Below are 25,722 nucleotides of genomic sequence, written 5' to 3'. Positions count from 1 at the left end.
GGCATTCCGCCGCCCGGACCCCCGATCACCCTTGACCGGGCCTCGTCCTCGGGCGCCGCACGGGCCGCAGGGACGTACGGGCCGGATCGGTGTCGCCGGGCGGTGCCCCTACGCGTTCGCGCCCAGGATGCCCTTCAGTTCCTTCGGGAGGAGGTCGCTGCAGGACTGCCGGGCCTCGCTGGTGAGGGCGTCCTTGGTGCAGGTGTAGTAGTCGCGGTAGACGAGCTGCGCGGTGAAGGTCATGGCCACCAGCGCGAGGGCCAGGGAGGCGGTGACCAGGCCGCTGATGGCGGCGGTCGTCTGCGGGCGGCCCGTGGGGGCGGCCGGGGTGTCGGGGTCGGGGGTGCGGGGCTTGGTCCGCAGGGCGCTGATGCCCCAGTTCACTGCGAGGGCGCCGAGCAGCAGGGCCACGTACGGCCAGCCGAAGAGGGCGAAGAAGAAGGCCCACATCCCCGACAGCAGCGCGTACCGGGCGCGGCGCTGGGCCGGGTCGGTGGGGTCCCAGCGGGGGTTGGGCGGAGGCGTCGGGCCCTCCGGGCCGCCGCCGCCCGGGCGCTCGCCGAAGCCGCCGTCGGAGCGGCCGGGCTGCTGGTCGCTCCAGTGGCCGCCCCAGGGGGAGCGGTCGCCGTCGGGGGAGCCGCCCCCGGCCGGCGGCGGGCCCCAGGGGGCCGGGTCCTCGCCGCCGCCGTTCGCCGGACGGCGGGGCTGCCAGGGGCGGTCGGGGCTGCCCTCGGGGGGAGGAGCGAAGGGGTTGTCCTCGTCGCCCCCGGAAGAGCCGCGGGGCTTGTCGGACCCGGGAGGTGATGACGGGCGCTCACGCAGCAGGGCGCCGCGCTCTCCCGGCACGGGCTGCGGGGGGAGCGGGTGGAGTCGCAGGCTGCGGTCCGGCATCAAGTGTGCGTCTTCCCCTAGGTGATACGACGGTCCAGCTTCGGCTTTCGGTGAGCTCTCGGAGTGGGAACGCACCGCACGGGCACCGCGTTCCCGGTCCCGCTCCTCGCAGACGCTACCTTCCGGCCACGCCCCCGTCCCGTGGGGGCCGCCTCGTGTGCCGGTATCGTTGCTGACGGTCGGCTGCTTCGTAGGCTTCCCCGTATCGGGGGGCGCGATGCATTCGTACGAACGTACAAGTCGCAGGTCGGACCGACCGGCGTCGCCGGCCGTGCGCAGCTGCTTCCCCGAGAAAGGGTTCTCCCCGTGGCCGCCAAGCCGTCCGTGGCCAAGCGCCTCGTCGTGCTGGTCTCCGGATCCGGTACGAATCTGCAGGCACTCCTCGACGAGATCGCCGCCACCGGCGCCGAGGCCTACGGGGCCGAGATCGTCGCCGTCGGAGCCGACCGGGACGGGATCGAGGGGCTCGCCCGCGCCGAGCGCGCCGGCCTGCCCACCTTCGTGACGAAGGTCAAGGACCACGGCAGCCGGGAGGAGTGGGACGCCGCCCTCACCCGGGCCGTCGCCGCGCACAAGCCCGACCTCGTCGTCTCCGCCGGGTTCATGAAGATCGTGGGCAAGGAGTTCCTGGCCCGGTACGGGGGGCGGTTCGTCAACACGCACCCCGCGCTGCTGCCCAGCTTCCCCGGCGCGCACGGTGTGCGTGACGCGCTGGCGTACGGGGCCCGGGTCACCGGCTGCACCGTCCACTTCGTCGACGACGGTGTCGACACCGGACCGATCATCGCCCAGGGCGTGGTCGAGGTCCGGGACGAGGACGACGAGAGCGCTCTGCACGAGCGCATCAAGGACGTCGAGCGAAGGCTGCTCGTCGAGGTCGTGGGGCGGCTCGCCCGCAACGGCTATCGCATTGAGGGACGAAAGGTAGTTATCCAGTGACCGCCCAGACCGCAGAGAGCAGCTCCCAGCGGGCGATCCGGCGCGCGCTCGTCAGCGTGTACGACAAGACCGGACTCGAGGAGCTGGCCCGTGGGCTGCACGAGGCCGGTGTCGAGCTGGTCTCGACCGGCTCCACCGCCTCCCGGATCGCCGCCGCCGGCGTCCCCGTCACCAAGGTCGAGGAGCTGACCGGCTTCCCCGAGTGCCTGGACGGCCGCGTCAAGACGCTGCACCCCAAGGTCCACGCGGGCATCCTCGCCGACCTGCGCCTCGACAGCCACCGCGAGCAGCTCGCCGAGCTGGGTGTCGAGCCGTTCGACCTGGTCGTCGTCAACCTCTACCCGTTCCGCGAGACCGTCGCCTCCGGCGCCTCCGACGACGAGTGCGTGGAGCAGATCGACATCGGCGGTCCGTCGATGGTCCGTGCGGCGGCCAAGAACCACCCGTCGGTCGCCGTCGTCACCAGCCCCGCCCGCTACGGCGACGTCCTCGCCGCGGTGCAGGGCGGCGGCTTCGACCTCGCCGCCCGCAAGCGGCTCGCCGCCGAGGCCTTCCAGCACACCGCCGCCTACGACGTGGCGGTCGCCTCCTGGTTCGCCTCCTCCTACGCCCCCGTCGACGAGTCGCGCTTCCCCGACTTCCTCGGCGCCACCTGGGCGCGGGAGAACACCCTGCGCTACGGCGAGAACCCGCACCAGCCCGCCGCGCTCTACGTCGACGGCAGCGGTGCCGGCCTCGCCAAGGCCGAGCAGCTGCACGGCAAGGAGATGTCGTACAACAACTACACGGACACCGACGCCGCGCGCCGGGCCGCGTACGACCACGACGAGCCGTGCGTCGCGATCATCAAGCACGCCAACCCCTGCGGCATCGCGATCGGCGCGGATGTCGCCGAGGCGCACCGCAAGGCCCACGCCTGTGACCCGCTGTCGGCCTTCGGCGGAGTCATCGCCGTCAACCGGCCCGTCAGCAAGGAGATGGCCGAGCAGGTCGCCGAGATCTTCACCGAGGTCATCGTCGCGCCCGACTACGAGGAGGGGGCGCTCGAAGCCCTCGCCAAGAAGAAGAACATCCGGGTGCTGAAGGCGCCGGGCGCCCCCGCCGCCCCGGTCGAGGTCAAGCCCGTCGACGGCGGTGTCCTGCTCCAGGTCACCGACCGCCTCCAGGCCGAGGGCGACGACCCGGCCCAGTGGACCCTCGCGACCGGCGAGGCGCTCGGTGCCGCGGAACTGGCCGAGCTGGCGTTCGCCTGGCGGGCCTGCCGGGCCGTCAAGTCCAACGCCATCCTGCTCGCCAAGGACGGTGCCTCCGTCGGCGTCGGCATGGGCCAGGTCAACCGGGTCGACTCCTGCAAGCTCGCCGTCGAGCGGGCCGGCGAGGAGCGGGCGCGCGGGGCGTACGTCGCCTCGGACGCGTTCTTCCCGTTCCCGGACAACATCGACGTGCTGGGTGCCGCCGGGGTCAAGGCCATCGTGCAGCCCGGCGGTTCGGTCCGGGACGAGCTGGTGGTCGAGGCCGCGCAGAAGGCGGGCATCACCATGTACTTCACCGGGACGCGGCACTTCTTCCACTGACCGCGACGCGCCGGGGCCGGGTCACGTCGTGACCCGGCCCCGGCGCGTCGGGCCCCGCTGAGGCCCCGGCGAGGAACGACTCAGTACCGCGGCCGGTTGAACCAGGCGCCGCCCTTGATCATGGCCACCAGGATCGTGATGCCGAAGGCGAGCGAGACGATGCCGCCGAGGGCGCCCGCGGCGGCCGTCTGCGAGAGGCCCTGTCCGATGTTGACGAGGCTGCCCAGGATCATCAGCGACGCGTAGATCATCGTGCCGATGCGGATGCCGCCGCGGCCGTTGCGCATCTTCACGCCCAGGAAGACCGACAGGCCGCCGAGCGCCAGCATCAGCACCGCGACCGCGGCGACCACCCCGCTCACCAGGCCCGTGTCGTTCTCCGCGCTGCTCGCCACCGCGACGAGGATGCCGAAGATCACCGCGGCCAGGAACTGGAAGCCCGACAGGATGAACAGCAGCACCCGGGCGGTCGTGACGAGCCCCGGCATCTGCATCGGCATCTGCAGGGGGTAGCCGTAGCCCTGCGGGACCGGCGGCGCCTGCGGGTAGCCCTGGCCCGGCTGCGGAGCGGTCGGGTAGCCGTACCCGGGCTGGGGAGCGGTCGGGTAGGACGGATAGCCGGGCTGCTGGGGAGGCTGGCCGGGCGGCTGCTGGGGCGGGCCGTAGGGGTTGTTCGGGTCGCCGAAACTCATGGCGCTTCTTCCTCCGTAGGTCGTCGAGTGCGGGGGACTGCGGGCGGCGCACTGCGGAGGAAGATTCAGAGATGCGGTGCGTCCCCCCGGTACTGCCCACGGCACTGTGACGTCAATCGTTGAGCAATATCCGGTTTCTTGTCCAGTTACTTGTCCCGCCGCTCGCGTTACTTGTCCCGCCGCTCGCGCCCGCCGCGGGCCGTGGCCGGCCGGGGCCGGATTGGAACCGGGAGCCCGTCATCCGGGAGGATGGAGTCATGACCGCCCAGATTCTCGATGGCAAGGCCACCGCGGCCGAGATCAAGTCAGAACTGGCCGCCCGTGTGGCGGCGCTGAAGGAGAAGGGTGTGACGCCCGGCCTCGGCACGATCCTGGTCGGGGAGGACCCCGGCAGCCAGAAGTACGTCGCCGGCAAGCACCGCGACTGCGCGGAGGTCGGCATCGCCTCCATCCAGCGCGAACTGCCCGCCACGGCCACGCAGGAGGAGATCGAGGCGGTCGTCCGCGAGCTCAACGACGACCCCGCCTGCACCGGGTACATCGTCCAGCTCCCGCTGCCCCGCGGCATCGACGAGAACCGCATCCTGGAGCTGATGGACCCGGCCAAGGACGCCGACGGTCTGCACCCCATGAACCTCGGCCGCCTCGTCCTCAACGAGCCCGCCCCCCTGCCCTGCACCCCGAACGGCGTCCTCACCCTGCTGCGCCGCTACGGCGTCGAGATCAAGGGCGCCGAGGTCGTGGTCGTCGGCCGCGGGGTCACCATCGGCCGCCCGATGCCGCTGCTGCTCACCCGCCGCAGCGAGAACGCCACCGTGACCCAGTGCCACACCGGCACCCGTGACCTCTCCGCGCACCTCAAGCGCGCGGACATCGTCGTGGCCGCCGCGGGCAGCGCCCATCTGATCCGCGCCGAGGACATCAAGCCGGGCGCGGCCGTCCTCGACGTCGGCGTCTCGCGCGACGCCGAGGGCAGGATCAAGGGCGACGTCCACCCCGACGTCCGCGAGGTCGCCGCCTGGATCTCCCCCAACCCCGGAGGAGTCGGCCCGATGACCCGTGCCCAGCTGCTCGTCAACGTGGTCGAGGCGGCGGAGCGCAGTGCCGGCTGACGACACCCCCGGCGAGGCCGAGGACATCGAGGTGCGGGACCCCGTCAGCGCGCCGGACGCGGACGGCGTGCCCCGCCGGCACACCCGGCGCTTCCCGCTGTTCACCAAGGACACCGCGCGCCCCGAGGGCGCGGGGCGGGCCGCGGCCGGCGACGCGCTGGCGGCCCGGCAGTGGCCGATCATCGCCGTGCTGACGCTGGTCGCCGTCGGTCTGCTGGTGACCGCGCTCGACCAGTTCCGGGCGGGCACCATCATGATCGGCGTCGGTCTGCTGACCGGCGCGGTACTGCGGTGGCTGCTGCCCGGGGTGGGGATGCTGGCGGTGCGGTCGCGGTTCACCGACATCGCCACGTACGGGGTGCTGGGGGCGGTGATCGTGCTGCTGGCGTTGATGGCCCAGCCGGATCCCTGGCTCCAGATCCCCTTCCTGAAGGACACGCTGCACTTCACCGTCAGCAGCTGATCCCGAGACCTCACACGGCCCGTCCTCTCCCCCGGGAAGGACGGGCCGTGGTGCGTCTCCACGCTGCCCCAGCGGGAAGCGGCCGTTCAACAGGGTGCCGTGGGCTGTGGCACGGAGGTGACCGTTCCGTGGCTGGGCCGCGCCCGACGGCCGGGGCGGGAACCGGGCGGGCGTCCGGTGTCGTCCCGTCCAGGGGACCGAGGAGGAGGTGGGCGGGATGGGCGCCTGGCAGCCGCTGCCGGACGGGCTGCCGCCGGAGGTACGGCACTTCGTGGAGCTGCTGCGGCAGCTCAAGGACGGCACCGGCCTGAGCCTCGCCGCGCTCGGTGCCCGCACCGCGTACAGCAAGTCGTCCTGGCAGCGCTATCTCAACGCCGTCCAGCCGCCGCCCCGGCAGGCCGTCGCCGCGCTGTGCCGGGTCGCCGGAGTGACCGGCGCGGACGCCGAACGGCACGTCGTGCGCTGGGAACTGGCCGTGGAGGCCTGGCCGCGCCCGGCCCCGGCGAACCCCGGTGAGGTGTACGAGGACAACCCCACCGTCCCCTGGTGGGAGCGGCCGGACGAGCCACCCGGGCCGGCCCGCTCCGCCGGACGGCTCCTCCTCCTCGCGGTCCTGCTGCTGCTCGCCCTGCTGCTGGCCGTGGTCGGCGGGGCCGTGGCCTTCGGCTGAGCAGCGTCCCGTGCCGCCCTCGTGCCGATACGCCGGCCGTTCGGGTTTGTGTCCGGAATCGTCTGGACATCGGGGCTAGGGGGTGTCGCGAAAGTCCTGTGCGGTGCCCGCGGTGTCCGGTGCGTGCTCTCGGAGTGCCGGACGAAAGCCCTCGTACGGGATGTACTCGGGATTTCGGCCGGTGCGCCGAGAGGGCGTGCCGTGGCGCCGTGGGTGCTGTGCGGGACTTTCGCAACACCCCCTGACGTGACCGAAAGGGCGCCGGGCGGAGGGAGGGGGCTCCATGGCTCGCTGGCGGGACCTGCCGGACGAACTCGACCCACAGATGAGGGAGTTCGCCGAACTGCTGCGCCGGGTGGTGGACCGCGCGGGGCTGGATGTCGGCGCGGTCGCGGACCGGACCGGGTACAGCAGGACCGCGTGGGAGAAGTACCTCGACGGCCGGCTGCTCGCCCCCAGGGGCGCGGTCGTGGCCCTCGCCGAGGCCACCGGCACCCCGTCGGCCGATCTCGTCGCGGTCTGGACGTCGGCCGACCGGGCCTGGAGCACGGCGCGGCTGCGCCAGGAACGGACCGTGGACGACGCGCGGGTCGTCCGGGCCCGGGCCGCGGGGGCGTTCGGGCCGCCGCCCCGGCCGGCCGCAGGCGCGGGCCCGCGGCCCCGGCCGGCACCTCCGGCCGGGGGAGCGGGGCGCAGGGCGCGTACGCGGCGGCCGGTGCGGTACCTCGCCGCGGCGGCCGGGGTGCTGGTCCTCGCCGCGGGCGCGTTCCTGCTGACCCACGCCGTGGTCCCGGGGCGGACGGCCGGCGCCTCCGGCCCGCCCTCGCCGTCGGCCCGGACGAGCCCGGCCCTGCCGCCGGGGGTCCGCTGCGCGGGCGTCGGCTGCACGGGCAAGGACGCCGAACGGATGGGGTGCACCGGTGACCTCGTGACCACGGCGAGGAGCGCGGTGGTCGGGACGGCCGTGGTCGAGGTCCGCTACAGCGAGACGTGCGGCGCGGCCTGGGGCCGGATCACGGGGGCGGTGCCGGGGGACGTGGTCCGGGTGACCGTCGGCGCGCACGAGGAGACCGGGACCCTCACCGGCACCGGCGAGACGATCGTCTACACGCCCATGATCGCCGTACGCGATCCCGAGGGGGCGAGGGCCTGTGCGGTGCTGGCCTCGGGGGCGCGGGGGTGCACCGGATAGAAAAGTCCGGCGTACAGGAATAGCCGCCTCCGCCGTGGGCACGCGAACGGTACCCCCACGGGAGTCCGGCACGACCCGGTACCCCCACCCGGCGGCCGCCCGGTCCCACCTCTCCCGGACCGGCGGCCGCCTTCGACCGTGCCGGGGGCGGGTCTGTGGGCCGGGCCACACCGCCCTGGCGGTCCGGGATACCGGATGCGCGATAGCCTGACCGCTGGATCGATCTCTTGATACCAAGAGATCGATCATTTGTACGTCCCATCCGGGGCAGGGACGCCCCACCGACAGCTGTCATACGGAGAACGCCATGACCCGCACTCCCGTGAACGTCACCGTCACCGGCGCGGCCGGCCAGATCGGTTACGCCCTGCTCTTCCGCATCGCCTCCGGCCAGCTGCTCGGCGCGGACGTGCCGGTCAAGCTGCGCCTGCTGGAGATCACCCCCGCGCTCAAGGCCGCCGAGGGTACCGCCATGGAGCTCGACGACTGCGCCTTCCCGCTGCTCCAGGGCATCGACATCACCGACGACCCGAACGTCGCGTTCGACGGTGCCAACGTCGCCCTGCTCGTCGGCGCCCGCCCGCGCACCAAGGGCATGGAGCGCGGTGACCTGCTCTCCGCCAACGGCGGCATCTTCAAGCCGCAGGGCAAGGCCATCAACGACCACGCCGCGGACGACATCAAGGTCCTCGTGGTCGGCAACCCGGCCAACACCAACGCCCTGATCGCCCAGGCCGCCGCCCCGGACGTACCGGCCGAGCGCTTCACCGCGATGACCCGCCTCGACCACAACCGCGCGCTGACCCAGCTCGCGAAGAAGACGGGCTCGACGGTCGCCGACATCAAGCGGCTGACCATCTGGGGCAACCACTCCGCCACCCAGTACCCGGACATCTTCCACGCGACGGTCGCCGGCAAGAACGCCGCCGAGGTCGTCAACGACGAGAAGTGGCTCGCCGAGGACTTCATCCCGACCGTCGCCAAGCGCGGTGCGGCCATCATCGAGGCCCGTGGCGCCTCCTCGGCCGCCTCCGCCGCCAACGCCGCGATCGACCACGTGCACACCTGGGTCAACGGCACCGCCGAGGGCGACTGGACCTCCATGGGCATCCCGTCGGACGGCTCCTACGGCGTCCCGGAGGGCCTGATCTCCTCCTTCCCGGTCACCACCAAGGACGGCGTGTACGAGATCGTCCAGGGCCTGGACGTCAACGAGTTCTCGCGGGCGCGGATCGACGCGTCGGTGAAGGAGCTGGAGGAGGAGCGCGAGGCGGTGCGCAGCCTCGGCCTCATCTGAGAGGTTCCGTGACGGCCACGGGCCCCGTTCCGGTTGCGGAGCGGGGCCCGTGCGCGTCCGCGGGGTCAGGGTGGGCATGGACGGCCGGTGCCGGACGAGATGACCAGGGCCATGCCCACGATCAGCGGCAGGATCGCGATCCCGGTGACGGCGGGCCGGAACCCCTTGACCTCCTGGAGGTGCTGGGAGTTGACGGAGGTACTGGCCGGCCGGCCCCGAAGCGGCCCCGGAATGCGAATTCGCGGATATAGTCGACCTCATGAGCAACCCTGACCGGATATCCCGTGTGGCCCTGAAGGAAATCACCCCCGACGTCTCCTCGGCGATGGGTTCCCTGCACGCCGCCGCCGTCGCCGCGGCACAGGACGCGAAAGTCGAACCGGAAATCCTGGAACTGCTCAGGATTCGCGCCTCGCAGCTCAACGGCTGCGCCTTCTGCCTCGACATGCACACCAAGGACGCCCGTGCCGCCGACGAGACCGAGCAGCGGATCTACGCCCTGAGCGCCTGGCGGGAGACCCCCTTCTTCACCGAACGGGAGCGCGCCGCACTGGCGTTGACCGAGGCCGTGACCTTCGTCGCCGACGGGCACGTGCCGGAGGACGTCTACGCCGAGGCGGCCGGGGTCTTCGACGAGGCGCAGCTCGCCGCGCTGATCTGGGCGGCCACCGTCATCAACGCGTACAACCGCATCGCGATCGCCACGCGTATGGTCCCGGGGGCTTATCAGCCCGCGAAGAAGTGAAGAAGTAATCGCCGAAAAAGGTGCGCTCAATTCGGGCATCGACTTCCCCGCGTCGATGCCCGATGTTTTTCCGCATTTACGCTCCCGGCAGCGGCTCCCGCAAACCCTCCAGCCATTCCCGGAATTCCGGCGCCCGTTCCGCCGGGCCGGCCTCGATGTCCGCCCCCGCCCAGCCCGTCACCGGGCGGAGTCCGTGCAGGGCGTTCACCGTCCACACCTCGCGGCCGTCCAGCTCGGCCACCGTCCGCTCCCGGCGGTCGACGCGGAAGCCCTCGCGCACGGCCCGCTCCAGGACCAGCGCCGTCGTCACCGAGGGCAGCAGCGGCAGCCGCGACGGCGGCAGGCACAGGGTGTCCCCCTCCCACCACAGCACCCCGGCCGTCGGCGACTCCCGCACCACCCCGGACGGCCCGACCAGCACCGCCTCCTGGGCGCCGGCCCCGACCGCCCGCGCCCGCACCTCGGCCAGCACGTCGAGATCGGGGCCCTTGCGCCGGGGCGCGGTGCGCGGGTCCCGCTGGCCCACGGCCCACAGCCGGATCTCCGCGCCCAGCGGCGGCGCGTGCCGCAGCAGCAACCGCAACTCCCTCGACCCCGCCGTGAGTTCGACCCGGGGGAACCACTCGCCCGTGCGCGGCAGCGCGGCCGTCACCTCCCGCCAGAACTCCGCCGACCGGCGCGGCTCCGGCCCGCCGCACTCCGCGCAGGCCCGCAGGAAACGCTCCCGGTGACGGTCGTACGCCCGGACCCGGCCCTCCCGCACCAGCCACGAGTCCGCGGCGAGCAGCGGGCCCCCGGCCGCCGGGACCGGTGTCAGCCCGCCGTCCGGCGACCAGCTCAGCAGTCCCGGCGCACTCATCCCGTCCTCCTCAGTACGTGCCGCCCGCCACCGCGGGCGCCCCGTGCCGCGGACCGTACGGGGCGTGTTCCAGCCATGATCCGCACGAGGGCAGCACGGGCGCGAGCGCCGCCGCCGCACGCTGCCGCAGCCGGACGATCCGCCGGTGCGGACGCAGATGGCCGAGAGCGATCCCGGCCGCCTCGCTGTTGAACAGCCCGGCGGCCCGGCGTACGTCCGCGAAGCCGTCCACGGCGGCGACGGTTCCGGCGGCGATCGCCTCCGCCGCGGCCGCAGCGTCGGCGATCCCGCTGTTCATCCCGCGTGCCCCGAACGGCGGGAACAGATGCGCCGCCTCCCCCACCAGCAGCACCCGCCGGTGCGGGTCGGTGAAGGAGGCCGCGACCTTGCGCAGGAAGCGGTACGTCGACACCCACAGGACACGCCCGTCGTACCCGTCGCCCACGACCGAGGGGAGCCAGCGGCGTACGGCGTCCTCCGTGCCGTACTCCTCCTCCCGGTCGTCGTCGAAGCACTGCAGGTCCACCTGGAAGCCGCCGGTGAACGGCACCCGCATCACACTGCGGCCGCCGACCCCCGGATGCTCGTAGTGGAAGACCCGCTCCAGCGGCAGCTCGGCGCCCGGCACGTCCGCGACGTCCACCACCACGTGGAAGCCCTCGCCCCGGGTGCCCTCCATCGGGATGTCCAGCGCGTGCCGCACCGCCGAGCGCGCCCCGTCGGCGGCGACGGCGTACCCGGCGCTCCACGCGCGCCCGTCCTCGCCGGTCAGGACGACACCCCGGTCCGAGGCGGAGACACCCGTGATCCGCGTCCCCCAGACGAACTCCACGCCCGCCCGCTCGCACGCCCCGCGCAGGAAGCGCTCGGTGTCCACCTGGCGCAGGCTGGTGAACGGCGGCAGCCCGGACGGGGGCGGGAAGGTGCGCGCATACACCTCGCGGCCCCGGTACAGGGTGCGGCGGGTGTGCCAGGTACGGCCGAACTCCGCGATCTCGGCGGCCAGGCCCGGGGACATGCCGTCCAGCAGCCGCAGGGTCTCCCGGTGCACGAACAGGGCCCGGCTGCCCGGCCGTGCGCGGTCCTCGGGGTCCGCCTCCAGCAGGGTGACGGGCAGCCCGCGCGCCCGCAGGCCCAGCGCGGCCGACAGGCCGACCGGACCCGCGCCCACCACGATCACGGGGTTCACGCGTGGACGCTCTCTCGCGCCTCGGCCAGCATGCGGGTGATCTCCAGGCGCTTCACCTTCCAGGTGGCCGTCATCGGCAGTTCCTCGAACCGCCACTGCCTCGGCTCTGCCATCTTCGGCAGATCGGCCGTGGCCTCCCGCCAGCGCTCCGGGTCCAGCGGCCGCTCCCCGCGTACGCACACCACCGGCACCGGCTCACGGTCCGCGCCCGGCACGATGACCACCTCACGCAGCTCCTCCAGGCGGTCCATCAGGGTGTCCTCGACCTCGAGGTTGCTGTGCACGGCGTCGATCCGATCCACCTCGCGGTCCATCAGGTACAGCGCGCCCAGTCGGCTGCGGTAGCCCATGTCGCCCATCTGCCACCAGCCGTCGGTGAGCTGACGGTCGTACTGCTCCTGCATGCCCAGATAGGTGAGGATGCGGCCCCGGGTGCGGGCCTCGATCCGGCCGGGCGTGCCGGGCCGCAGCCGCTCGCCGTCCGGCCCGGTCACCCGGACCCGGGTGAAGCCGGGGATGCCCGTGCCGACCCGGCGGCCGTCCGCGCGCGCCACCGAACGCCGGGTGAACCACTGGAACGCCACCGGACCGCTCTCGCTCTGCCCGTACAGCTGGATCAGCCAGGGCGAGCGGCGCTTCGAGGCGTCGAGCAGCCGCCGCACCGTGCGCGGATGGATCGCGTCGAACGTCGAGCCGTACGACTTCACCCGCGACAGCGGCGCGCCCGGCGCGTCGGCCAGCTCCTCCCACAGCACGAACGTGTTGGGGTGCGTCTCGACGATCCCCGGGCGGTGGCGGACCAGCAAGGGGCCCACGGACGCCGGGTCCGGGTCGGTGATCAGCAGCAGCGGGCTGCCGAAGTGGAGCAGGACGCCGAGCAGATGGTAGAAGCGCGAGTGCACGAACGACATGTGCAGCGCAGCCACCTCCCCGCGGGTGGGCCAGCCCATCGCCTTCTGCGGCACGAGCCGGTTCCACATGGTGTTCGCGCAGTGCACGGCGAGCTTGGGCACCCCCGTGGTGCCCGAGCTGTGGGTGATCAGGGCGGGCTCCCGGGGGTGCAGCCGCACCGGCCGGGGCGTCGGCGCGCCGGCGTACTTCCGCAGCGACTCCGCGTCGGGCGTGTCGGCCACGGTGAGCGTGCGCCGCACCAGGGCGTCGAGGTCCAGGCCCGACAGCGGGCCGTCCAGCCTGGCCCCGTCGGTGACCAGCCACGGCCGCTGCAGCCGGGCCAGCAGCTTGCCCACCACCTCGCCCGCCAGCCCCGGCGACAGCAGCACCGGCACCGCGCCGATCCGGGAGAGCGCGCAGGTCAGCAGCACGATGTCGACGTTGTCCGTCTTGTGGACGACGACCTGTTCGGACGGCCGCACACCCGCCTCCCACAGCCACCCCGACAGCTCCTCGACCACGTCGGCCAGGGTCGTGTAGCTGAGGGCCGTGCCGAGGTCGGGGTGGGTGTCCAGCGGGCGGTCCAGGGTGACGAACACGGCGCCGTGCCGTTCGGCCGCCCGGCGCAGCATCGGGCCCAGGTAGAACCCGCGGTCGGCGAGAACGGGCTGCTGAGGCATGTGACGGTTCCTCTCTGCGGTGCTGGGCACGGTCACCAGGCCCCTTGGCGGACCAGATGGCGGCGGAGCTTGCCGGTGGGGGTGCGGGGGAGGGAGGGGACGAGGCTGACGCTGCGGGGGACCTTGAAGGCGGCGAGCCGTTCCCGGGCCAGCCGCAGCAGGTCCTCCTGGAGGCCCGGCGGCGCCGGGGTCCGCGCCGGGACGACGAAGGCGCGCAGCCGGCCCGCCCCGCCCGCGTCGGTGACGGCCGCGACCGCGACCTCCTTCACCGCCGGATGGGTGCGCAGCACGGCCTCCACCTCCAGCGGGGAGACGGTGATGCCGCCGACCATCTCCATGTCGTCGGCGCGGCCGAGGTGCGTGTACGTCCCGTCCGGTTCGCGGCGCGCCCGGTCGTGGGTGTTGAGCCAGCCGTCGACGAGCGTGCGGGCGTTGTCCTCGGGCCGGTGGAGGTATCCAGGGGTGACCGTCGGCCCGTGGACCCACAGCTCGCCCTCCGCCCCGTCCGGGACGGGGCGCCCGGCCTTGTCGCGCAGCTCCACCTCGAAGCCGGGCACGGGGCGGCCGACGGTGCCCGGGTGGTTGTGGCCGAGGCTGTTGGCGCAGAAGGCGTGTCCGGCCTCGGTGGAGCCGATCTGCTCCAGGACCGGCGCGCCGAGCAGGTCGGCGACGCGCCCGCCGAGCCCTTCCGGCATGCCCTCGCCGGCCGACACGGCGGCCCGTACGGAGGCGAAGCAGGCCTCGTGGCCGCTGCCCCGGTCGGCGACCAGGGCCGCGTACGCGGACGGCACGGAGTACAGCAGGGTCACCCGGTGCCGGGCGACCAGCTCGTCCACGGCGGCCGGGGTGGGGCGGCGGTCCACCAGGACGGCCGAGGAGCCGGAGAACAGGGGGAAGACGAACGCGTTGCCGAAGCCGTAGGCGAAGAACAGCTTGGACACCGACAGGGTGACGTCGTCCGGGGTGATGCCCAGCAGCGGCCGGCCGATGAGTTCGTGGTAGGCCACCGGGTCGGCGTGGGTGTGCACGACCCCCTTGGGCCGGCCGGTCGTGCCGGACGTGTACTGGAGGTAGAGCGGGCTGCCGGGGCCGACCGGCCGGCCGTCGGCGGCCGGTGCGGTGGCGGCGAGCGCGAGCAGCTGGTCGGCGCCGAGGCAGGCGCGCCCGGCGAACCGGTCGTCCTCCAGCCCCGGCCCCGTCACGCAGAGCACCGCACCGGTGTCCGCGGCCATGAACGCGTGGTCGGGGGCGGGCAGTTCGGGGTTGACCAGGACGGCCACCGCGCCGAGCCGGGCGGCGCCGAGGAAGGCTGCCACCCAGGCGATCGAGTCGGGCAGCGCGAGCAGCACCCGGTCCCCGGCCCGCACGCCGTGGGCGGCGAGCACCCCGGCCGCCCGCGCCCCGAGCCCGTGCACCTCGCCGTGCGTCCAGGTCCGGTGCCCCTGGTGGAACGCGGCCCGCCCACCCCACCCCTCCCGCTCCGCCAGCCGGGCGAGCCGGACGGCGAGATTGGCGTCGGGGGACGGCGCGGACGCGGTGGCGAGGGGGGCCGGGACGAGCTGGGGAGTGGTCATCGGGCGCCCTCTTCCAGGGCGTCCGGGGCGGTCAGCGGGACGGCGCCCGTGTAGGCCCGCATCTGCGCGGCCGTCTTCAGCAGCATCTCGTCGTACTCGGCGACCGGGTCGGAGTCGAGGACGATCGCGCCGCCCGCTCCGAGGTGCATCCGGCCGTCGGCGAGCACGGCGGTGCGGATGACGATGTTGAGGTCGGCGCCGCCGCTGCACCCGAGGTAGCCGAGGGCGCCGGAGTACACGCCCCGCGCCTCGGTCTCGATCCCGTCGATGATCTCCATCGTGCGCAGCTTCGGCGCGCCGGTCATGGAGCCGCCGGGGAAGCAGGCGCGCACGCAGTCCACGGCGTCGGTGCCCTCGCGCAGCCGGCCTTCGACGGTGGAGACGAGCTGGTGCACGGTCGCGTACGTCTCGACGGCCATCAGCCGGGACACCCGCACGGTCCCGGTCCGGCAGATCCGGCCCAGGTCGTTGCGGAGCAGGTCCACGATCATCAGGTTCTCGGCGCGGGTCTTGGCGTCCGCCGCCAGCGCGTCCCGGAGCCGGGCGTCCTCCAGCGGATCGGCGCCGCGCGGCGCGGTGCCCTTGATCGGCTTGGTCTCGGCGACACCGTCCCGGGTGATCCGCAGGAACCGCTCCGGCGAGGCGCCGGCCACGTCTAGGTCGCCGAACCGCAGGAAGGCCGCGTAGGGCGCCGGGTTGACGCGCCGCAGCTCCCGGTAGAAGGCGTACGCCTCGGGCGGGGCGGGCAGCCGGGCCGCGTTCGTGAGGCAGATCTCGTAGCTGGTGCCGGCCCGCAGCTCCCGTTGGCAGGCCTCGATGTCGGAGAGGTACGTCGTCCGGTCGCGCGTCAGCCAGGGTTCGGCGGCGTCGAGGTCGGGCCGGGCCGGGGCGGGCGGCGGCCGGTGGCCGCCGGGGGCGACGAAGGTGAGCTGGGCGACGGTGTGCTCCAGCCAGTCGGCGGCCTCGCGGGCGGCCTGCGGGGTGTCCTCGGCGAGGCAGACCGCGTAGGTGAAGTCCTCCTCGTGGTCCACCGCGATCAGCCGGTCGGCGAACAGCCAGGCGGCGTCCGGGGTCTCGGCGCGGTGCCGGCCCGGCGAGCCGCAGTCGGCCCTGGTCTCGTAGCCGAAGTAGCCGACGTACCCGCCGGTGAAGTCGAAGGGGAGCCCGGTGGCGTCGACCCGGCGGTTGGCCAGCTGCCGCTTGAGGTAGTCGAAGACGCTCGCGGCGATCTTGCGCGGGGGCCGGCCGGTCCGTTCGATCTCGCACCGGCCGGCCTCGACGTCGTAGCGGACGAACTCGGCGAGCGGGCCGCTGTCGTCGCCGAGGAAGGAGAAACGCGCGAGGCCCTTCTCCACGCGGGAGCTGTCCAGCCAGAACGACCGAGGCGAGTCGGCGAACAGCCGGCTGAAGACGGCCTCGGTGTCGACCGCTCCGGCGATCCGGCGGGTGTGCAGCCGGTAGGCGGGCAGGTTTCCCTGCCGGGGGCGGGGGATCGCCGGCCAGGTGACGGGGGACGGGGGCACGGCGGTGTTCTTGGTGCGGGGGCGGCGGGCCCGCTCGGCGGTGAGGTTGCGGAAGTTCACCAGCATGCGGTGGCCGTACTCGGTGAGTACCGACTCCGGGTGGAACTGCACGCCCCACACCGGCCGTTCGCGGTGCCGGAGGCCCATGAGGACGCCGTCCTCGGCCCAGGCGGTGGCCTCCAGGGAGGCGGGCAGCGGCTCGTGCACGGCGAGGGAGTGGTAGCGGACCGCGGTGAACTGCTGGGGCAGTCCCTGGAACAGGTCCCGGCCGTCGTGCCGCACCTGGGTCAGATGCCCGTGCCGGGGCTGTGGGGCGGGCGCCACCCGGCCCCGCTCCCCGAGCGCGACGCCCTGGTGACCGAGGCAGACCCCGAGCACGGGCACGGCCGCCTCGGCGAGCACCCGGGCGCTGATGCCGAAGTCACGGGGCGTTCCCGGATGCCCCGGACCGGGCGAGACCACCACATTGTCGAAACCGCCGAGAACGTCTAACGCGTCGATCCCGTCGGCATCGCCGGCGTCATTGCGGATCACCACCGGCTCCTCGCCGTTGACCTCGGCGATCAGCTGGAACAGGTTGTACGTGTACGAGTCGTAATTGTCGATGAGCAGGGTCTTCACCCGCCCACCTCCTTCGTCGTTCACGAACCTATACGGTCCGTCGTTTGTGCCGCCCACGCAGCGCCTGGAGCGGTGGGTAAAGCCATTTCTTGAAGAAACGCTGAAGGCGCGGCATGAGAATCCAGGTGACGAGAGCCGTCACACACAGGCAGAGCAACAGCGTGCGAATGAACGGATTGAGGCCGCCGAGATAGGGCAGCACGATCAGATTGAACAGGAGCACCGGTGGGAACACCGCGCTCATATTCACGAACCACAGTTTCCATTTCGCCGGCGGGGTCGGCGGAGCAGGTGGGCCGGGGGGTGGGGGCGGGGGGCCCTGGGTGTCGAACCACTGCTTCGACCCCTGCACGCTATGGCGGTCCGCCCGTTCGGCGATGCCGTGGGTGCGGACGTCCCACTGGACCCGGTCGGGCGAGACCTCCCAGGCCAGAGCCGTTTCCTCGGTGGCGAATCGATAGACGACGTGCCACTCCGCCTCCTGATCGACAAGGACGCCGCCCCCGAGGAAACCCGGCTGGCGGGCGCTCGCGCCCAGCATCGCCCACCCCCAGGTGTGGAAGTCGGCCTCACGGCCCGGCACCACGTGATAGGCCACGGTCACGGTGACGGGATTACTGCTCACGGGGTGGAGTACGCACCCTGGACCGAGCGCGTTCAAAGATTCAATGATTTTTTTGTGTCCGTCCTGTGACTGTCCGAATCGCGGCTCTTTGGCGGCGTTTCAGGTCCCTTGCCGCCATCTGTCGGGGCATATCGAGGGTGATTCCCGCCGGATTCAGGAAAGTGCTTGCCGTCGACGCTCGGATGGTTGGACGATCGCGGTCCGAGATCGAAGGAGATCTTCATGTCCAGGTACGACTGGAAACTGGCCGCCGGGGGACAAGAGGGAATCGAACGGGCTCGTTCCGTGCTGGAATCCGCCAGAAAAGAAGTAACAGCCCACCCCATTTACCAGCGGATATCCGGGCCGGACCACCTCAGGACGTTCATGGCCCACCACGTCTTCGCGGTGTGGGACTTCATGTCCCTGCTCACGTCGCTCCAGCGTGAGCTGACCTGCGTGGACGTGCCCTGGGTGCCCCGCGGCTCGGCGGTGGCCCGCCGGCTCATCAACGACATCGTGCTGGTCGAGGAGAGCGACGAGCTGAACGGCGGCTTCACCAGCCACTTCGAGCTGTACCGGGCCGCCATGACCGAGGCCGGGGCCGACACCACCCGCGTCGACACCTTCCTCGGCCTCATCGGCGAGGGGCACGATCTGCCGGCGGCCCTGCGCGTCGCCCGGGTGCCCGCCGCGGCGGCGGAGTTCGTCACGGCGACCTTCGAGATCATCGCCCACAGCCCGCTGCACTGCCGGGCCGCCGTGTTCGCCTTCTCCCGCGAGGACCTGATCCCGGACATGTTCGACCAGGTCGTCAAGGAGGAGGGCACGGACCGCTTCCCCCTCTTCCGCGACTACCTCGCCCGTCACATCGAGGTCGACGGCGAGGAACACACCCCCATGGCCCTCCAGATGGTCAGCGACCTCTGCGGCACCGACGACAGCCGCTGGCAGGAGGCCGTGGAGACCGTCACCGTCGCCCTGGAGGCCAGGTCCCGCCTGTGGGACGGCATCACCGCGGCGATGACCTGACCCACCGCCGGGCGCGCCCGCACCACGCAGGAACCTAAGGGGCGTCCCCCGGGGAAAGCGCCTGAGCCCCGGGCTCCTCCGGGGCCTCCCCGAAGCGGGCCAGGGCCAGGGCGCCCGCCACCGCGACCAGGAACCCCAGCACCGCGAGCCACTCCAGGCCCTCCCGGGTGCGGTCGCCCAGCCACACCACGCCCACCAGCGCGGGCCCGAGCGTCTCGCCGATCACCATCCCGGCGGTCGCCGTCGTCGGCGAGCCCCGCTGGAGCGCGGAGGTGAGCGACAGGAACGCGGCGCCACCGCCCAGCAGCAGCGCGTACACCGCCGGATCGGTGACGAGGTCCGCCGGGGACGGCGCGTCGATCAGCCGTACCGACACCTCGACGACCCCGAACCCGAAACCGGCCCCCACGCCCAGCACCAGCGCCCGCCCCCGCACCGGAAGCCGCCCCCCGGCGGCGCCCAGCAGCAGCACCCCCACCGCCGTGCCGAGCATGACCCACACCAGCGCCGCGGGTCCGCTCTCCCCGCCCTCCGTGCCCGAGGCGAGCCCCAGCATGGCGAGCCCCGCGCACACCACGGCCACCGCACCCCACTCGCCCCGGCTCAGCCGCACCCGCAGCAACCGGGCCGCCACCACCGCCGTCACCGCGAGGCTCGACGCCAGCGCGGCCGCCACCGCGTAGATCGGGATCGACCGGAGCGCGGCGATCTGGAGGACGAACCCCAGCCCGTCCAGCCCCAGACCCGCCAGATACCGCCACTGCCGCAGCGCCCGCAGCAGCAGCGCCGCCTCCCCGCCGCCCCCACCCGACGCGGCGCGCGCGGCCACCGCCTGCAGCACCGTCGCCGCACCGAAGCAGACCGCCGCGCCGAGCGCGCACACCATTCCGAACAGCACGAACGGACTGTAGGCGACCGACACCTCATGGGGGGCCGGTGGGCCCGCGCTCTCACCGATCTCTGGGCATGCCTGCTCAGAACCCGTGCTGAGCGAGCAGCGCAGGCATGTCCCGAACAGGCAATCCTCGATGTCTCCCGGAGGAAAGACCCTCTCCCCGGTTCTCGGGTTCACTGTCGGCCAACCACGACGAAAAGGGAGCCGAGCATGCCCGAGGAAGCCAGGTCCGAATTCTGGAAAGGCCTCAAACCGATCCAGAACTCCCTCAAACCCGACGCGTTGCCCGAGGTGTACCTGTCCCAGGTGGCCACCGACGACGACCGGTACTACGCACCGTTGAGCGAGACCGTCGGATCACGGCCGCTGTGGATCAACGTCAAGGACAACTCCTGGGCCGACATCCTGCGCGCCAAGGAAGCGGGCCTGGTCAACCGGCACTACCACCCGCACGAGGTCTTCGCCTACACGATCTCCGGCAAGTGGGGCTATCTGGAGCGGCCCTGGACAGCACAGGCCGGTGACTTCGTCTACGAGTCGCCGGGTGAGGGACACACCCTGGTGGCGTACGAGAGCGACGAGCCGATGAAGGCGTTCTTCATCGTCAAGGGGCCGCTGATCTGTCTGGACGAGAACGGAGAGCCAGAGGGCTACTTCGACGTCCACGACTACATCGACCTGTGCCGCACCCACTACGAGAAGGTCGGCATCGGCGCGGACTACGTCGACTCGCTCTTCCGGTGACCCTGATCCCTCGGCACGGCCGGGTTTCCCGGGGCGAGCGTGCTGTGACCGTCTCGGCCGAGGGGGCGGGCCGCGGCCCGTGACGGGGCCCGTGGCAGCGGATACCCTCATGGCCCGGGGAGAGCGGCGAAGGAGATTCCGTTGAGCCAATTCGTCGTCTCCCGCGTGTCCACGCAGTCGGTCGGCCCCGAGGACCGCATCGCTTTCTGGGAAGAGCACAACCGACGGGCCCTGGTGGGCCTTTCCTGCTCGTCCTACTCCCCGCAGGGTCTGCTGGCCACGCAGACCAACGTCGGGCTGGGCGACCTGCGGCTGGCCGACATCGCCGGCAACGAACACGTCATCGAGCGGACCCGGCGGGCTTGTCGGGCGCTGCCGAAGGACTCCGTCTTCGTCTCCTTGCTGACGGCGGGCCAGGGGGTGTTCTTCCACGAGGGCGGCTGTCTCACCCCCCAAGCGGGCGACCTGATCCTCTATGACCCGCGCCGGTCGTACCTGTTCGGGTTCCCCTCCCCCATGCGCCAGTTGCTCGTGGACATCCCCCGCGAGACGTTCGCCCTGCGGTGCACCTCCAGGGAGCCGACGGCGCCGATGCTGTTCGGCCGTGCTTCCGCCGCCGAGGGGGCGCTGGTCTCGACGCTGGGAGCGGTGCTGGCCGACTGGGCCACGGGACGGCGGAACGACGACGCGGCAGACACCGAGGCCACCGTGCTGGACCTGATCCGGACGCTGACCGCGCCGAGCCTCGGCGGCGGCTCGGGGACGCCCGCCCCGCCGGCCCGGCTGGCGGTGGCCAAGGACTACGTGGAGCGGCATCTGGCCGACCCCGGACTGAGCGCGGAGCGGGTCGCCGAAGCGATCGGTATCTCCGTCCGCCACCTCAGCCGCGTCTTCCGGCCGACCGGGGTCAGCCCCTCCCGCCACATCCTGGAACTGCGGCTGGACAAGGCCCGCGAGGAGCTCGCCGATCCGGCCTCCCACCACCTGACGATCGCCGAGATCGCCCATCGCTGGGGCTTCGCCAGCCAAGCACATTTCACCCGGGTCTTCCGGAGCCGCTTCGGCCGGACCCCCGGCGAGAGCCGCCCGCCCCGCGCGGTCCGACCGACACAGTGAACGTCTGCCGGCCGTGCGCATCACCACGCAAGGGTCACCGGCGATCGCCCGCAGCTGCGGGCCCCTCGATCCCCTTCGGATCACCTGCTGAGATCACCCCTGCCCGCCCGTCTCGACGGCCCCCGTGAGCCGGCCGCCACCACCGGATGGTGGACGCGGCGCCTTCTCGGCCACCCGTGCCGGGTAGGCTGACGGCGGGTCGTGACTGGCGCGCTGGGATGGGACGGACCATCGGGGAGCGGCCCGTGAGCAGCAGAGTGCCGTGCGCCTGGGCCGAACCGTGAACGCCGAACGCATGTCCGGAGGTCCCGAATGTCTGCCGATTCCGCACGCCTGTCCACCGAGTCCACCGCCTTCCGTGCCGCCCTCGACGTGATCCGCGCCGTCGAGCCGCGCGTCGCCGACGCCATCGGCCAGGAGGTCCAGGACCAGCGCGAGATGCTCAAGCTGATCGCCTCCGAGAACTACGCCTCCCCGGCCACCCTCCTCGCGATGGGCAACTGGTTCAGCGACAAGTACGCCGAGGGCACCGTCGGCCGCCGCTTCTACGCCGGCTGCCGCAACGTCGACACGGTCGAGGCGCTCGCCGCCGAGCACGCCCGCGAACTCTTCGGCGCCCGCCACGCCTACGTCCAGCCGCACTCCGGCATCGACGCCAACCTGGTCGCCTTCTGGGCCGTCCTCGCCGACCGCGTCGAGGTCCCCTTCCTGGAGAAGACCGGCGCCCGCCAGGTCAACGACCTGACCGAGGCCGACTGGGCGGAGCTGCGCCAGGCCTTCGGCAACCAGCGCATGCTCGGCATGTCCCTGGACGCGGGCGGCCACCTCACCCACGGCTTCCGCCCGAACATCAGCGGCAAGATGTTCGACCAGCGCTCCTACGGCACCGACCCGGCGACCGGCCTCATCGACTACGACGCCCTGCGCGCCCAGGCCCGGGAGTTCAAGCCGCTGATCGTGGTCGCCGGCTACTCCGCCTACCCGCGTCTGGTGAACTTCCGGATCATGCGCGAGATCGCCGACGAGGTCGGCGCGACCCTCATGGTCGACATGGCGCACTTCGCGGGCCTGGTCGCCGGCAAGGTCCTGACCGGCGACTTCGACCCGGTCCCGCACGCCCAGATCGTCACCACGACCACCCACAAGTCCCTGCGCGGCCCGCGCGGCGGCATGGTCCTGTGCGACGACTCCCTCAAGGACCAGGTCGACCGCGGCTGCCCGATGGTCCTCGGCGGCCCGCTCCCGCACGTGATGGCCGCCAAGGCCGTCGCCCTGGCCGAGGCCCGGCAGCCCGCCTTCCAGGACTACGCCCAGCGGATCGTCGACAACTCCCGCGCCCTGGCCGAGGGCCTGACGCGCCGGGGCGCCACCCTGGTCACCGGCGGCACCGACAACCACCTCAACCTGATCGACGTCGCCTCCTCCTACGGCCTCACCGGCCGCCAGGCCGAGGCCGCCCTCCTCGACTCGGGCATCGTCACCAACCGCAACGCCATCCCCGCCGACCCGAACGGCGCCTGGTACACCTCCGGCATCCGCATCGGCACCCCCGCCCTGACCACCCGCGGCCTCGGCACGGCGGAGATGGACGAGGTCGCGGGCCTGATCGACCGCGTCCTCACCACCACCGAGCAGGGCACGACGAAGTCCGGCGCGCCGAGCAAGGCGAGCCACGTCCTGGACGCGAAGGTGGCGGACGAGATCTCGCAGCGGGCGACGGACCTGGTCGCGGGCTTCCCGCTGTACCCGGAGATCGACCTCGGCTGAGCCGTTCCCTGCCTTTCAGGGGCGTGGGGAGCCGCGTGACCGGCCTCGACGGCGCCGCGGCTCCCCACGCACCGAAACCACTCACCGCTCTCTGAGACAATGAGGGACATGGCCTCAGACCGACCCCGCGTGCTCTCCGGCATCCAGCCCACCGCCGGCTCGTTCCACCTGGGCAACTACCTCGGCGCCGTGCGCCAGTGGGTGGCCCTCCAGGAGTCCCACGACGCCTTCTACATGGTCGTCGACCTGCACGCGATCACGGTCCCGCAGGACCCGAAGGACCTCACGGCCAACACCCGGCTGGCCGCCGCCCAGCTCCTCGCGGCCGGCCTGGACCCCGAGCGCTGCACGCTCTTCGTGCAGAGCCACGTCCCCGAGCACGCCCAGCTCGCCTGGGTCATGAACTGCCTCACCGGCTTCGGCGAGGCGTCCCGGATGACCCAGTTCAAGGACAAGTCCGCCCGCCAGGGCACCGAGAGCGCCAGCGTCGGCCTGTTCACGTACCCGATCCTCCAGGTCGCGGACATCCTGCTGTACCAGGCCCACGAGGTCCCGGTCGGCGAGGACCAGCGCCAGCACATCGAACTGACCCGCGATCTCGCCGAGCGCTTCAACGGCCGCTTCGGCGCGACCTTCACCATCCCGAAGCCGTACATCCTCAAGGAGACGGCGAAGATCTACGACCTCCAGGACCCGTCGATCAAGATGAGCAAGTCGGCGTCCACGCCGAAGGGCCTCATCAACCTGCTCGACGACCCGAAGGCCACCGCGAAGAAGGTCAAGAGCGCGGTCACGGACACCGACACGGTCGTCCGCTACGACACCGAGAACAAGCCGGGCGTCAGCAACCTGCTCACCATCTACTCCACGCTCACCGGCAAGAGCGTCGCGCAGCTGGAGCAGGAGTACGAGGGCAAGATGTACGGCGCCCTGAAGACTGACCTCGCGGACGTCGTCGTCGACTTCGTCACCCCGTTCCGGGACCGCACGCAGCAGTACCTGGACGACCCGGAGACGCTGGACTCGCTCCTCGCCAAGGGCGCCGAGAAGGCCCGCGCCGTGGCCGCGGAGACGCTCTCCCGGGCGTACGAGAGGGTCGGCTTCCTGCCCGCGAAGCACTGAAGGCGCTCGGGAGCACCCGGGGCGCACCGCACTCCCGTTCCTCCGGGCAGAGCGCTGCACATCACTTCCTCTGCGCCTGCCCAGAGCACAGCCGTGGCCGTACAGTCGATAGCCGTACGACTGAGACGACTGAGTACGAACCCGGCACGACACCACCACCGGTTTGACGACAGGAGACGACGTGGGGACCGTAACGATCGGCGTGTCGATCGCGGTCCCGGAGCCTCACGGCAGCCTGCTCCAGGAGCGGCGCACGGGCTTCGGCGACGCCGCTGCTCACGGCATCCCCACGCATGTCACGCTGCTGCCGCCGACGGAGATCGAGGCGGACGACCTGCCGGCCGTCGACGCCCACCTCGGTGAGGTCGCCGCGACCGGCCGCCCCTTCCCGATGCGTCTGTGCGGCACCGGCACCTTCCGCCCGCTGTCGCCGGTGGTCTACCTGAAGGTCGTCGAGGGCGCCGAGGTCTGCGCCCGGCTCCAGCAGCTCGTCCGGGACCCCTCCGGTCCGCTCGTGCGCGAGCTGCTGTTCCCGTACCACCCGCATGTCACCGTGGCGCACGGCATCGACGAGGAGGCCATGGACCGGGCCTTCGAGGACCTCTCCGGCTACGAGGCCGCCTGGTCCTGCACCGGCTTCGCCCTGCACGAACAGGGGTCCGACGGGGTCTGGCGGCAACTGCGCGCGTACACCTTCGGCGGCCCGATGATCCCGCCGCAGACGGCACACGCGGACCGGGGCACCCTGCCGACCCGCTGAGGCTCAGACGGGCAGCCGCCGGAAGACCCCCCGAGGGACATGCCGCAGCCCCGCCATGACCACCCTCAGCACCCCCGGCACCCACACCACCTCCGAGCGTCGCCGCAGCCCCAGCTCCACCGCCGCCGCCACCTGCCCGGGCGTGGTCGCGAGCGGCGCCTGCGGCAGCCCCGCCGTTCCGCGTGTCCGCACGAACCCGGGCCGTACGACCATGACGTGCACGCCGGTCCCCTGCAACGCGTCCCCGAGCCCCTGCGCGAACGCGTCCAGGCCGGCCTTGCTGGAGCCGTAGATGAAGTCCGAGCGGCGGGCCCGCTCCGCGGCGACGGAGGAGAGCACGACGAGCGCCCCGTGGCCCTGCGTCTGGAGCGCGTGGGCGCTCACCAGGCCGGCCGACACCGCGCCGGTGTAGTTGGTCTGCGCGACCCGCACCGCCGCCGCGGGGGCGCGCTCGTCGTGCGCCTGGTCGCCGAGGACACCGAAGGCCAGCAGGACGAGATCGATGGCGCCCGCGGCGAACACCTCGCCGAGGACGCTCTCGTGGCTACCGGGGTCGAGCGCGTCGAAGGCGACCGTACGGACGTCGGCGCCGAGCGCGCGCAGGCCGTCGGCGGCCGACTCCAGGGCGGGGGAGGGGCGTCCGGCCAGCCACACCGTGCGGGTGCGGCGGGCGATCAGCCGGCGCGCGGTCGCCAGCGCGATCTCCGACGTACCGCCGAGGACGAGGAGGGACTGGGGGAGACCGAAGGCGTCCTGCACGGCAACTCCTG

General features: G+C 72.6%; 24 protein-coding genes, 1 pseudogene and 1 riboswitch. Of the genes and pseudogenes, 14 read left to right on the top strand and 11 right to left on the bottom strand.

Features of this window, described 5'->3' with window-relative positions:
• Positions 1-108 precede the first annotated feature (108 nt).
• A complete protein-coding gene (locus tag U5640_RS17475; RefSeq protein WP_340376723.1) occupies positions 109-891 on the bottom strand; it encodes a hypothetical protein in 783 nt (260 codons plus the stop codon).
• A gap of 306 nt (positions 892-1,197) precedes the next feature.
• Between U5640_RS17475 and purN the strand changes: the two genes are divergently transcribed.
• Both purN and purH read left to right on the top strand, forming a co-directional pair.
• On the top strand, positions 1,198-1,830 hold the full coding sequence (gene purN, locus U5640_RS17470) for a phosphoribosylglycinamide formyltransferase (RefSeq protein ID WP_340376722.1): 633 nt from the start codon (positions 1,198-1,200) through the stop codon (positions 1,828-1,830).
• Positions 1,827-3,404 (top strand): bifunctional phosphoribosylaminoimidazolecarboxamide formyltransferase/IMP cyclohydrolase, encoded by a 1,578-nt coding sequence (purH, locus tag U5640_RS17465; protein WP_340376721.1) that lies wholly within the window; start codon positions 1,827-1,829, stop codon positions 3,402-3,404. The genes purN and purH overlap by 4 nt, the downstream gene beginning before the upstream one ends.
• A gap of 80 nt (positions 3,405-3,484) precedes the next feature.
• On the opposite strand, the gene U5640_RS17460 is transcribed toward purH, so the two are convergent.
• On the bottom strand, positions 3,485-4,096 hold the full coding sequence (locus U5640_RS17460) for a hypothetical protein (protein WP_340376720.1): 612 nt from the start codon (positions 4,094-4,096) through the stop codon (positions 3,485-3,487).
• Positions 4,097-4,353: 257 nt separating this feature from the next.
• On the opposite strand from U5640_RS17460, the gene U5640_RS17455 reads away from it, so the two are divergent.
• The 5 genes from U5640_RS17455 to U5640_RS17435 all read left to right on the top strand — a co-directional run bounded on the left by U5640_RS17455 (position 4,354) and on the right by U5640_RS17435 (position 8,830).
• On the top strand, positions 4,354-5,208 hold the full coding sequence (locus U5640_RS17455) for a bifunctional methylenetetrahydrofolate dehydrogenase/methenyltetrahydrofolate cyclohydrolase (protein WP_340376719.1): 855 nt from the start codon (positions 4,354-4,356) through the stop codon (positions 5,206-5,208).
• Complete coding sequence (locus U5640_RS17450; protein ID WP_340376718.1) at positions 5,198-5,671, top strand: DUF3017 domain-containing protein; 474 nt, start codon at positions 5,198-5,200, stop codon at positions 5,669-5,671. The genes U5640_RS17455 and U5640_RS17450 overlap by 11 nt, the downstream gene beginning before the upstream one ends.
• Positions 5,672-5,888: 217 nt before the next feature.
• Positions 5,889-6,341 (top strand): helix-turn-helix transcriptional regulator, encoded by a 453-nt coding sequence (locus U5640_RS17445; RefSeq protein ID WP_340376717.1) that lies wholly within the window; start codon positions 5,889-5,891, stop codon positions 6,339-6,341.
• 283 nt (positions 6,342-6,624) lie between these two features.
• On the top strand, positions 6,625-7,533 hold the full coding sequence (locus U5640_RS17440; RefSeq protein ID WP_340376716.1) for a DUF2690 domain-containing protein: 909 nt from the start codon (positions 6,625-6,627) through the stop codon (positions 7,531-7,533).
• 307 nt (positions 7,534-7,840) lie between these two features.
• Positions 7,841-8,830, top strand: a complete 990-nt coding sequence (locus U5640_RS17435) for a malate dehydrogenase (RefSeq protein WP_340376715.1) — start codon at positions 7,841-7,843, stop codon at positions 8,828-8,830.
• A 101-nt stretch (positions 8,831-8,931) separates the two neighbouring features.
• Here the strand turns inward: U5640_RS17435 and U5640_RS17430 are convergent.
• Positions 8,932-9,024: pseudogene (locus U5640_RS17430) on the bottom strand (MFS transporter); the annotation flags it as partial.
• Positions 9,025-9,089: 65 nt separating this feature from the next.
• Here U5640_RS17430 and U5640_RS17425 point away from each other — a divergent pair.
• Complete coding sequence (locus U5640_RS17425) at positions 9,090-9,575, top strand: carboxymuconolactone decarboxylase family protein (protein WP_340376714.1); 486 nt, start codon at positions 9,090-9,092, stop codon at positions 9,573-9,575.
• Positions 9,576-9,651: 76 nt separating this feature from the next.
• On the opposite strand, the gene U5640_RS17420 is transcribed toward U5640_RS17425, so the two are convergent.
• Genes U5640_RS17420 through U5640_RS17395 form a run of 6 tightly spaced genes read right to left on the bottom strand, consistent with a single transcriptional unit; the run spans position 9,652 to position 17,537 of the window.
• Positions 9,652-10,434, bottom strand: coding sequence for an aminotransferase class IV (locus tag U5640_RS17420; RefSeq protein WP_340376713.1), 783 nt, complete (start codon positions 10,432-10,434; stop codon positions 9,652-9,654).
• A 10-nt stretch (positions 10,435-10,444) separates the two neighbouring features.
• Complete coding sequence (locus U5640_RS17415) at positions 10,445-11,623, bottom strand: FAD-dependent monooxygenase (protein ID WP_340376712.1); 1,179 nt, start codon at positions 11,621-11,623, stop codon at positions 10,445-10,447.
• Positions 11,620-13,194, bottom strand: coding sequence for an AMP-binding protein (locus tag U5640_RS17410; protein WP_340376711.1), 1,575 nt, complete (start codon positions 13,192-13,194; stop codon positions 11,620-11,622). The genes U5640_RS17415 and U5640_RS17410 overlap by 4 nt, the downstream gene beginning before the upstream one ends.
• 32 nt (positions 13,195-13,226) lie before the next feature.
• Complete coding sequence (locus tag U5640_RS17405) at positions 13,227-14,768, bottom strand: benzoate-CoA ligase family protein (protein WP_340376710.1); 1,542 nt, start codon at positions 14,766-14,768, stop codon at positions 13,227-13,229.
• Positions 14,765-16,912, bottom strand: coding sequence for an aminodeoxychorismate synthase component I (gene pabB, locus U5640_RS17400; protein WP_340376709.1), 2,148 nt, complete (start codon positions 16,910-16,912; stop codon positions 14,765-14,767). Before pabB ends, U5640_RS17405 begins: the two co-directional genes overlap by 4 nt.
• Before the next feature lie 28 nt (positions 16,913-16,940).
• Positions 16,941-17,537, bottom strand: coding sequence for a hypothetical protein (locus tag U5640_RS17395; protein ID WP_340376708.1), 597 nt, complete (start codon positions 17,535-17,537; stop codon positions 16,941-16,943).
• 222 nt (positions 17,538-17,759) lie between these two features.
• On the opposite strand from U5640_RS17395, the gene U5640_RS17390 reads away from it, so the two are divergent.
• Complete coding sequence (locus tag U5640_RS17390) at positions 17,760-18,548, top strand: DUF3050 domain-containing protein (protein WP_340376707.1); 789 nt, start codon at positions 17,760-17,762, stop codon at positions 18,546-18,548.
• A gap of 34 nt (positions 18,549-18,582) precedes the next feature.
• Here U5640_RS17390 and U5640_RS17385 read toward each other — a convergent pair whose 3' ends face one another.
• Complete coding sequence (locus U5640_RS17385) at positions 18,583-19,434, bottom strand: hypothetical protein (protein ID WP_340385167.1); 852 nt, start codon at positions 19,432-19,434, stop codon at positions 18,583-18,585.
• A gap of 219 nt (positions 19,435-19,653) precedes the next feature.
• Between U5640_RS17385 and U5640_RS17380 the strand changes: the two genes are divergently transcribed.
• From U5640_RS17380 to U5640_RS17360, 5 genes are all read left to right on the top strand, one after another.
• The gene (locus U5640_RS17380; protein WP_340376706.1) at positions 19,654-20,187 is read left to right on the top strand and encodes a 2,4'-dihydroxyacetophenone dioxygenase family protein; all 534 of its coding nucleotides are present in this window, start codon (positions 19,654-19,656) and stop codon (positions 20,185-20,187) included.
• Between the two features lie 141 nt (positions 20,188-20,328).
• A complete protein-coding gene (locus U5640_RS17375) occupies positions 20,329-21,303 on the top strand; it encodes a helix-turn-helix domain-containing protein (RefSeq protein WP_340376705.1) in 975 nt (324 codons plus the stop codon).
• 191 nt (positions 21,304-21,494) lie between these two features.
• Positions 21,495-21,584: riboswitch (ZMP/ZTP riboswitch) on the top strand.
• 31 nt (positions 21,585-21,615) lie between these two features.
• Positions 21,616-23,070, top strand: a complete 1,455-nt coding sequence (locus tag U5640_RS17370; RefSeq protein ID WP_340376704.1) for a glycine hydroxymethyltransferase — start codon at positions 21,616-21,618, stop codon at positions 23,068-23,070.
• Positions 23,071-23,178: 108 nt separating this feature from the next.
• Positions 23,179-24,192: a tryptophan--tRNA ligase gene (trpS, locus tag U5640_RS17365; protein ID WP_340376703.1), complete on the top strand. Its 1,014-nt coding sequence runs from the start codon at positions 23,179-23,181 to the stop codon at positions 24,190-24,192.
• Between the two features lie 181 nt (positions 24,193-24,373).
• A complete protein-coding gene (locus U5640_RS17360; RefSeq protein WP_340376702.1) occupies positions 24,374-24,952 on the top strand; it encodes a 2'-5' RNA ligase family protein in 579 nt (192 codons plus the stop codon).
• 3 nt (positions 24,953-24,955) lie between these two features.
• On the opposite strand, the gene U5640_RS17355 is transcribed toward U5640_RS17360, so the two are convergent.
• Positions 24,956-25,711 carry a decaprenylphospho-beta-D-erythro-pentofuranosid-2-ulose 2-reductase gene (locus U5640_RS17355; protein WP_340376701.1) on the bottom strand — a complete coding sequence of 252 codons (756 nt, stop codon included), beginning with the start codon at positions 25,709-25,711 and terminating at the stop codon, positions 24,956-24,958.
• Positions 25,712-25,722 lie beyond the last annotated feature (11 nt).

Source organism: Streptomyces sp. SS7 (assembly GCF_037993025.1).
Classification (GTDB): Bacteria; Actinomycetota; Actinomycetes; order Streptomycetales; family Streptomycetaceae; genus Streptomyces.
Note: the sequence above shows the minus strand (reverse complement) of the source record. Positions and strands in the feature narration are given on the sequence as shown.

What these genes read in the sequence shown, in the direction of transcription:
- U5640_RS17440 (WP_340376716.1), top strand. Translation starts at nt 6,625, where the DNA reads ATGGCTCGCTGGCGGGACCTGCCGGACGAACTCGACCCACAGATGAGG.
- U5640_RS17370 (WP_340376704.1), top strand. Translation starts at nt 21,616, where the DNA reads ATGTCTGCCGATTCCGCACGCCTGTCCACCGAGTCCACCGCCTTCCGT.
- U5640_RS17460 (WP_340376720.1), bottom strand. Translation starts at nt 4,096, where the DNA reads ATGAGTTTCGGCGACCCGAACAACCCCTACGGCCCGCCCCAGCAGCCG.
- U5640_RS17445 (WP_340376717.1), top strand. Translation starts at nt 5,889, where the DNA reads ATGGGCGCCTGGCAGCCGCTGCCGGACGGGCTGCCGCCGGAGGTACGG.
- U5640_RS17475 (WP_340376723.1), bottom strand. Translation starts at nt 891, where the DNA reads ATGCCGGACCGCAGCCTGCGACTCCACCCGCTCCCCCCGCAGCCCGTG.
- U5640_RS17455 (WP_340376719.1), top strand. Translation starts at nt 4,354, where the DNA reads ATGACCGCCCAGATTCTCGATGGCAAGGCCACCGCGGCCGAGATCAAG.
- U5640_RS17420 (WP_340376713.1), bottom strand. Translation starts at nt 10,434, where the DNA reads ATGAGTGCGCCGGGACTGCTGAGCTGGTCGCCGGACGGCGGGCTGACA.
- U5640_RS17380 (WP_340376706.1), top strand. Translation starts at nt 19,654, where the DNA reads ATGCCCGAGGAAGCCAGGTCCGAATTCTGGAAAGGCCTCAAACCGATC.
- U5640_RS17385 (WP_340385167.1), bottom strand. Translation starts at nt 19,434, where the DNA reads ATGGTGTGCGCGCTCGGCGCGGCGGTCTGCTTCGGTGCGGCGACGGTG.
- U5640_RS17405 (WP_340376710.1), bottom strand. Translation starts at nt 14,768, where the DNA reads ATGACCACTCCCCAGCTCGTCCCGGCCCCCCTCGCCACCGCGTCCGCG.
- U5640_RS17390 (WP_340376707.1), top strand. Translation starts at nt 17,760, where the DNA reads ATGTCCAGGTACGACTGGAAACTGGCCGCCGGGGGACAAGAGGGAATC.
- trpS (WP_340376703.1), top strand. Translation starts at nt 23,179, where the DNA reads ATGGCCTCAGACCGACCCCGCGTGCTCTCCGGCATCCAGCCCACCGCC.
- U5640_RS17425 (WP_340376714.1), top strand. Translation starts at nt 9,090, where the DNA reads ATGAGCAACCCTGACCGGATATCCCGTGTGGCCCTGAAGGAAATCACC.
- U5640_RS17410 (WP_340376711.1), bottom strand. Translation starts at nt 13,194, where the DNA reads ATGCCTCAGCAGCCCGTTCTCGCCGACCGCGGGTTCTACCTGGGCCCG.
- U5640_RS17435 (WP_340376715.1), top strand. Translation starts at nt 7,841, where the DNA reads ATGACCCGCACTCCCGTGAACGTCACCGTCACCGGCGCGGCCGGCCAG.